Origin of the sequence: Frateuria sp. YIM B11624, from assembly GCF_049727805.1 — a bacterium.
Lineage (GTDB): Bacteria > Pseudomonadota > Gammaproteobacteria > Xanthomonadales > Rhodanobacteraceae > Frateuria_A.
On sequence record NZ_JBCNYA010000004.1, the window covers coordinates 147,254 to 153,811 of the forward strand.

At 69.7% G+C, this 6,558-nt stretch carries 7 protein-coding genes; 1 reads left to right on the forward strand and 6 read right to left on the reverse strand.

The window, feature by feature from the left end:
• The first annotated feature begins 1 nt into the window (after window position 1).
• A complete protein-coding gene (locus AAIL17_RS03415) occupies window positions 2–979 on the forward strand; it encodes a DMT family transporter (RefSeq protein ID WP_424681410.1) in 978 nt (325 codons plus the stop codon).
• Window positions 980–1,030: 51 nt separating this feature from the next.
• Here the strand turns inward: AAIL17_RS03415 and AAIL17_RS03420 are convergent, their stop codons facing one another.
• From AAIL17_RS03420 to AAIL17_RS03445, 6 genes are all read right to left on the reverse strand, one after another.
• Window positions 1,031–1,636 carry a flavodoxin family protein gene (locus AAIL17_RS03420; protein WP_424681411.1) on the reverse strand — a complete coding sequence of 202 codons (606 nt, stop codon included), beginning with the start codon at window positions 1,634–1,636 and terminating at the stop codon, window positions 1,031–1,033.
• 79 nt (window positions 1,637–1,715) lie between these two features.
• Entirely contained in the window at window positions 1,716–1,997 is a 282-nt protein-coding gene (locus AAIL17_RS03425; protein WP_424681412.1) for a hypothetical protein, read from the reverse strand.
• 67 nt (window positions 1,998–2,064) lie between these two features.
• Window positions 2,065–3,243: an acyltransferase family protein gene (locus AAIL17_RS03430; protein ID WP_424681413.1), complete on the reverse strand. Its 1,179-nt coding sequence runs from the start codon at window positions 3,241–3,243 to the stop codon at window positions 2,065–2,067.
• Window positions 3,236–4,198, reverse strand: coding sequence for a GGDEF domain-containing protein (locus tag AAIL17_RS03435; RefSeq protein WP_424681414.1), 963 nt, complete (start codon window positions 4,196–4,198; stop codon window positions 3,236–3,238). The genes AAIL17_RS03430 and AAIL17_RS03435 overlap by 8 nt, the downstream gene beginning before the upstream one ends.
• A gap of 55 nt (window positions 4,199–4,253) precedes the next feature.
• Window positions 4,254–5,543, reverse strand: a complete 1,290-nt coding sequence (locus AAIL17_RS03440; RefSeq protein WP_424681415.1) for a homocitrate synthase — start codon at window positions 5,541–5,543, stop codon at window positions 4,254–4,256.
• A gap of 24 nt (window positions 5,544–5,567) precedes the next feature.
• Window positions 5,568–6,323: a queuosine precursor transporter gene (locus tag AAIL17_RS03445; RefSeq protein WP_424681416.1), complete on the reverse strand. Its 756-nt coding sequence runs from the start codon at window positions 6,321–6,323 to the stop codon at window positions 5,568–5,570.
• Window positions 6,324–6,558 lie beyond the last annotated feature (235 nt).

Genomic DNA, 6,558 nt, shown 5'->3' on the forward strand with positions numbered 1-6,558 from the left:
CATGGACACCGCCCCGACCGCGCGACCGGCCCCCTCCTCCCCGTTTTCCGCCACGACCGCCGGCATCGCCTGCGGCATGGGGGCCGGCGCGTTGTGGGGCCTGGTGTTCCTGGCGCCCCAACTGGCACGCGAGTTCAGTCCGCTGCAGCTGACGGTCGGCCGCTACCTCGGCTACGGACTGATTGCGCTGGCGCTGGTCGGCCCTCGCTGGCGAACGCTGGTCGCCCCTATCGGGCGCCGCCAGTGGTGGTCGCTGGCCTGGCTCGCGCTGGCCGGCAACACGCTCTACTACGTGCTGTTGTCCAGCGCCGTGCAGACCGGCGGGATCGCCATGACCTCGCTGGTGATCGGCTTCCTGCCCGTGGCGGTGACGGTCATCGGCAGCCGCGACCAGGGCGCGGTGCCGCTGCGCAGGCTGCTGCCGTCGTTGCTGCTGTGCGCGGCCGGCGCCGTGTGCATTGGCGCGCAGGCGCTGGACCAACCGGCCGCCGCTTCGGCGCCGCGTCCGTTGTTCGGGCTGTTGTGCGCGATCGGTGCACTGGCTTCGTGGACGGCCTACGCCATCGGCAATGCCCGCTGCCTGGCGCGGTTTCCGGCCATGTCCCCGCAGGACTGGAATCTGTTGACGGGACTGGCCACCGGCGCGCAAAGCCTGTTGCTGCTTCCGCTGGCGTTTGCGCTCGGCCCGGCCAGCCATGGCGCGGACGCGTGGGCACGTTTCGGCGCCGTATCCGCCGGTGTCGCCGTCCTCGCCTCGATCGCGGGCAACGCGCTGTGGAACCGGATGAGCCGGTTGCTGCCGCTGACCCTGGTCGGCCAGATGATCCTGTTCGAAACCCTGTTCGCCCTGGTCTACGGCTGGCTGTGGGAACGCCGTTGGCCGGCGCGGTTGGAGATCGCCGCGCTGTGCTTCGTCGTCCTGAGCGTGCTGAGTTGCCTGGACGCCCATCGCATGGGTGCGGCCCGACCGGCAGCGTAGTCGCCATCCACGTCCGCGGCTGGGCACGGCGCCGCGCTGCTTCCAGCGGCGCTAGCGGGTCGCCGGATATGGTTTTTCCTGCAGCAGCCGGGCCAGGTGCGCCGCGTTGCACGCCTGCGTCTGGATCACGCCGGCCAGCGGCTTGGGCGTCTGGTCCAGGTCGACGTAGTTCTTCTTGTGCATCGCCTCGCCTACCCAGTAGCTCGAACTGCCGCCGGGAATGCTGAAGCCGACGTCGGCCAGCGCCTGGTAGAGCTCGGCGGTGACATGGTGCGCGCCATCCTCGTTGCCCACGACGCTGACGATGGCGACCTTGCCGAAGGTGGGGTAGATGCCGTGCTCGTCGATCTCGCCGAATACCGCGTCCAGCCGCTCGAGCACGCGCTTGGCCACGCTGCTGGGCTGGCCCAGCCAGATCGGCGTGGCCAGCACGAAGATGTTCGCCTGGTCGATGCGCTTGCGCAGTGCCGGCCAGGCGTCGCCGGGACCTTCGTCGGTCTTCACGCCGGGCTTGATGTCGTGGTCGACCGCCCGCTCGTAGGCGGTGCTGACGCCATGACCGTCGAGCGCGCGCAGCACCTGGTCGAGCAACTTCTGGGTCGAGGAGGGCTGGTGGCCGCGCTTGAGCGTGCAGTTGAGGCCGAAGGCGGAGAGCATGGCGGTTCCTCGGACGAAGCGGGCCTGCAGTCTGCCGGCGGCGCCGTGCACTTGCGGTCGGCGCAGCGGACGCGGCCCTTCACAATTGGCAGAAGATTTCCGCCATCGCCGTGTCGTCGCGCCGGTAATGCGGCGCGGGGCCGTCGAAGTGGCCGTCCAGCAGGGCCAGGTCGGCGATCTGGCCGACGTCGAACAGGCGTTCGGACGGCGCCTCGCCGTTGACCTGGCAGGCGCGCAGCAGCTCGGTGCCGCGATGGCCCCTGCCATGGCATTGGGGTTCCACCACGCGCAGGCTGCCGTGGTAGACGAAGCGCAGCGGGCGGCGCTCGCGGATGGCCTGGTCGATGAGCGTGTTGGGCATGGGGCGTGTCCCGGGCACGCTTTGGCGATCTGCGCCGGAGCATGCACGAACCCGCGTGGAAACGAGGTCAGCTCGCCGGGGCCACCACTTCAGCCGCCGGCGAGGGGCGCAACCAGCGATCGCGCAGCCAGCGCTCGCACGGCACCGACCAGCAGCGCATCACCAGCGCGCCGAGCGCCCAGCACAGCGCAAACGCCGGCAGATACCACAGGAAGCCGCTGCGCGCGTCGGCGCCGCTCCAGCGGTAGAGCCGCATGATGGCGTACACCACGAACATGTGGCTGAGATAGATCTCGTAGCTGAGCCGGCCCCAGCTGCACACCCAGTGGAGCATGCGCGGCACGCACGGCGGTTCGCTGCGGAAGGCGACCAGCAGCGCCAGCGTCGAGCCGGTGAGCACCAGCATCACGCCTTCGTGCAGAAGCGGCCACAACCAGTGTCCGCCCAGCGTGGCGCCGAGCAGTCCGAGCGTACCGATCCAGCGCAGCAGGCGGCAGGCGCGCGGCGACGGGCGCGCGCCACGGGCGAACCCCAACGCGCCGAGCACGCCGGTGGCGATCGCCGCCATGCCCGGCAGGTAGGCCTTCTCCTGCCAGATTTCGTTGCCATCCAGCGCGGCGCGCGTCCACGGCAGCGAGAGCGCCAGCAGGAGCAACAACGGCAGCAGCACCTGCGTGCGCCGCACCAGCAGGCAGGCCAGCGGAAAGCCGAGGTAGAACACTTCCTCGATCGACAGCGACCACAGCACGTCCCAGTTGCCGGGCAGATAGCCGGTCTGGCCTTCGTACCAGTTCAGGTGCAGGCCGAGCGCGGCGAGCAGCGCGCGTCCGAGCGACTGGCCCGGGCGGTGGATCGTGTAGTCCTCCACGCCCAAGCCGTGCAGCAGGGCGAGCACCGCCAGCAGCGCGACCAGGCAGGGCACGATGCGGGCGAAGCGGCGCGCGTAGAAGGCCTTCAGGTCGATCTGCGCCAGGCTGCCCCAGCGTTCCAGCGCGTTGCCCGCGATCAGGAAGCCGGAGATCACGAAGAACACGAACACCGCTTCGTAGCCGTTGTAGTTGAGCGCCTGCAGCAGCCGCACCGGCAGCACGTCGGCAAGCGCGGTGGTCTTCAGCGGGATGCGCATGCGCAGGCCGAGGTGGTTGAGCAGCACGAACACGATCGCCAGCCCGCGCAGCAGGTCGATGCCGGCGTTGCGCTGCAGTCCGGATGCCGTCCGCAACGGCGCCACTGCGTGCTCAGGCATGGGACGCCGGCGTGTCCTCGTGGACGACGATGCGGTTGCGCCCCTGCGCCTTGGCCTGATACAGGCAGCGGTCCACGGCCTCGAGGAAGGCCAGCAGGTCGTCGCCCTCCCCGGGCACCAGCGTGGCGACGCCCAGGCTGACGCTCAGCGCCTTGCCGACCCTGGAGCCCTCGTGGGGAATCTGCGCCTCGGCCAGGCGGGCCAGGCAGCGTTCGGCCCGCTCCCGCGCCGCGGCGGCGTCGGTGTCGGGCAGCACCATCAGGAACTCCTCGCCGCCGAAGCGGCCGAGCAGGCCGCGCCCGCGTTCGGCGGTGGCCTCCAGCAGCGAGGCCACGCGCCTGAGGCAGGCGTCGCCGGCCAGGTGGCCGTAGCAGTCGTTGTATTCCTTGAAGCAGTCGATGTCGGCCAGCACCAGCGACAGCGGCTTGCGCTCGCGGCGGGCGGCCGTCCATTCGGCATCGAGGAAGGCGTCCAGGCGGCGGCGGTTGGCCACGCCGGTCAGGCCGTCGCGGAAAGACAGCTCGGTCAGCTCGCGCTGCAGCTTGAGCAACTGCTCCTCCGCCCGCTTGCGCTCGCTGATGTCGAACATGAAACCGACCAGCGCATCGACCGCGCCGTCCTCCTTGCGCACCACGTGGACGACGTCGCGGATCCATACGTAGTCGCCCTCGCAGGTCAGGGCGCGATAGTCCGCCTCGTGGTCGACCCCCGCCTGCGACTGCGCGATGCAGAACTGCACCACGCGGTCGCGGTCGTCCGGATGGATGCGCTCGGCCCAGTCCTGCACGGTGGCCCAACTGTCCTGCGACCACCCGAGCAGGCCTTCGATCTGCGGGCCGATGTAGGCGAAGGATGCGCTCGCCCAGTCGATCTTCCACGGAATGGCGCGCGTCGATTCGAGCAGCGTCTTGTAGACGGCGCCGTCGAGTTCCAGTCCTTTTTCGCTTGAGTTCATGCTCCGGCCCCCTCCGGATGAGTGCCTGACCGGCCGGCCACGCGTGGATGGGATTCTAGACCCGCTCGGCGCGCGCCAAAAGCGCAAGCAGTTCAGCGGGTTGGTCGTAGTCGATGCGCCGTCCGGCGCGCAGGTCGCGACGCATCAGGCGGATCATCTGCTCGGTCAGCGCCGGCGGGAAGGATGCGGCCGGCTGGCCGGTGACCTCGGCCAGGCGGCCGGCGAGCACCGGCCCGTCGCTGACCAGCGGGCAGATGCGGTAGCCGTAGCGACCGCCGATCGCTTCCGGCGGCAGGTCCATGAAGCGATCGCCGAGCTGGCGGAAGAAGCTCAGGGTCAGCCGGTAGGCGTTGCTGCCGAGGATCGGCAGGTCCTCCGGCACCGGGCCACCCTCGTCCAGTTGCTGCAGCGTGGTGGCCAGCGGCAGCAGGCGATCGAGCTGGTAGGCCTGCATGTGCGGGTTGCCGATGCGCACCAGATTGGCGATCAGCTCGCCCAGCGAGGCGTGGCCGATGATCGCCGCCCGCTTGGGCAGGCCGCCCCAGGCGCCGTCGGCGCCGTTGAGCAGCGCCTCGATCACCGAGGCGTTCTCGAAGCCGCCGCCGGCGTGCACGTGCACCAGCAGCTTCAGCGGCGGCGGCAGGAAGGCGCGCGCCGCGGCGACCACCGCGCCGACCTGGAACGGCAGGTAGGTGCCGCGGTCGTCCTCGATGGAAACGCCGGCGATCGGCTGGTCGGCCAGCAGCGTGAGGATCTCCGCCACCGCCTCGGGCGACTCCATGAAGGCGTCGCAGCCGTCGACGATGTTGATGTAGATCTTCGGCTTGCCGCCGTGGTCGCCACGGATGTTCTGCTGCAGCCAGCGGATGCTCGCCGGCAGGCTGCGGCGCAGCGTGGGAAGGTCGTAGTTGCCCTGCATGCCGCGCCGGCTCAGGTAGATCTCGTGCAGCGTGTTGGGCACGCCGTAGTCGCGCAGCTTCAGTTGCGAAGGATCCGGCGTGAAGCTGCCATCCTCCGCCGCGATGCCGATGGCGGTGAAGGCCGAGCAGCCGGTCATGTCGATGCCGTGGTCGCGCAGGTAGGCCATCAGGTCATCGTCCACCTCCGGCTCGTCCGGCAGGGCGTAGTCGAGCGTGCCGAGCTGGATGCGCTGGAAGCCGAACTCGCGCAGCAGCGGCAGGATGCGCAGCTTCTGCTCCAGCGTCTGCCCGAGGCAGGAACCGACCGGGTTCTCGCGCAGGGACAGGTCGATGAAGTACGGATCGATGCCGCGCAGCTTCTCCAGCTTCGCCCGTGCGCCGGCCAGCGCGTCATGCGCCTGTTGCAGCGCCTGTGGGTCGACCATGCATGCTCCCCTGTATCGGCAGGCTCAGTGGCCCGGTGCGCGCAGCTCGCCCTCGTCCTTCAGGCTGAACGGCGTGAAGTGGGTGTGCTCGTCGAAGGTGTCGACGCCCTCGCGCGATTTCAGGAAGCCGACCACGGCATAGGTGAGCGGCGTGAACACCACTTCCACCAGCACCTTCATCGCCCAGTTGAAGGCGATCACCTTGAGGATGGTCTGGCCTTCCCAGATGCCTGTGAAGGCGATCGGGTAGAAGGTCAGGCTATCCACGCCCTGGCCCACCAGCGTCGAGCCGATGGTGCGCGTCCACAGCATGCGTCCGCGCGTCCAGATCTTCATGCGCGCCAGCACGAACGAATTGGCGAAGTCGCCCAGCCAGTAGGCCACGATGGACGCCAGCGCGATGCGCCAGGTACCGCCGAAGACGATCTCCAGAGCCGGTTGCAGTTGCGCATTGAACGGCTCGGAGGGGCTCGGCGGCATGTGGATGATCGCCTGCGACATCGCCGTAGCGAACAGCATCGCGCCGAAGCCGGCCCAGATCGCGCGGCGCGCGCGGGCGTAGCCGTACACCTCGGTGAGCACGTCGCCGAAGATGTAGCTGGCCGGGAAGAACAGGTTGCCGGCGCCGAAAGACAGCGCACCCAGCACCGGCAGCGAGATCGTGCAGACCTTGGCCGGCCCGATCAGGTTGGAACACAGCAGCACGGCCACCATGCCGCCGACCAGCAGGTCGTAGTAGCGAAAGCCGCGCATCGGCGCGGTGGATCCGGATGCTTGCATGGGGCCCCCTTGGCGTGGAGGCAGAGGATACCGGACCGGGAAGGGTTGGGCTTTCGGCTCCCTCTCCCTGCGGGGAGAGGGTTGGGGTGAGGGGGCGCGCTTGCGGGAAACGCCAAGTCAGATGAGAGGTCAGCTCCGATCCCGCACCAGGTGACAGTCCCGCGAGCCCCGGCCCCTCCCCCCGGCCCTCTCCCCGCAGGGGAGAGGGAGCAAGGCGCGGCTAGTCGGCCGCCGG

Bases quoted from the DNA above. Each gene is read 5' to 3' on its own strand.
- AAIL17_RS03435 (WP_424681414.1), bottom strand. From the start codon at position 4,198: ATGAACTCAAGCGAAAAAGGACTGGAACTCGACGGCGCCGTCTACAAG.
- AAIL17_RS03425 (WP_424681412.1), bottom strand. From the start codon at position 1,997: ATGCCCAACACGCTCATCGACCAGGCCATCCGCGAGCGCCGCCCGCTG.
- AAIL17_RS03445 (WP_424681416.1), bottom strand. From the start codon at position 6,323: ATGCAAGCATCCGGATCCACCGCGCCGATGCGCGGCTTTCGCTACTAC.
- AAIL17_RS03415 (WP_424681410.1), top strand. From the start codon at position 2: ATGGACACCGCCCCGACCGCGCGACCGGCCCCCTCCTCCCCGTTTTCC.
- AAIL17_RS03430 (WP_424681413.1), bottom strand. From the start codon at position 3,243: ATGCCTGAGCACGCAGTGGCGCCGTTGCGGACGGCATCCGGACTGCAG.
- AAIL17_RS03440 (WP_424681415.1), bottom strand. From the start codon at position 5,543: ATGGTCGACCCACAGGCGCTGCAACAGGCGCATGACGCGCTGGCCGGC.
- AAIL17_RS03420 (WP_424681411.1), bottom strand. From the start codon at position 1,636: ATGCTCTCCGCCTTCGGCCTCAACTGCACGCTCAAGCGCGGCCACCAG.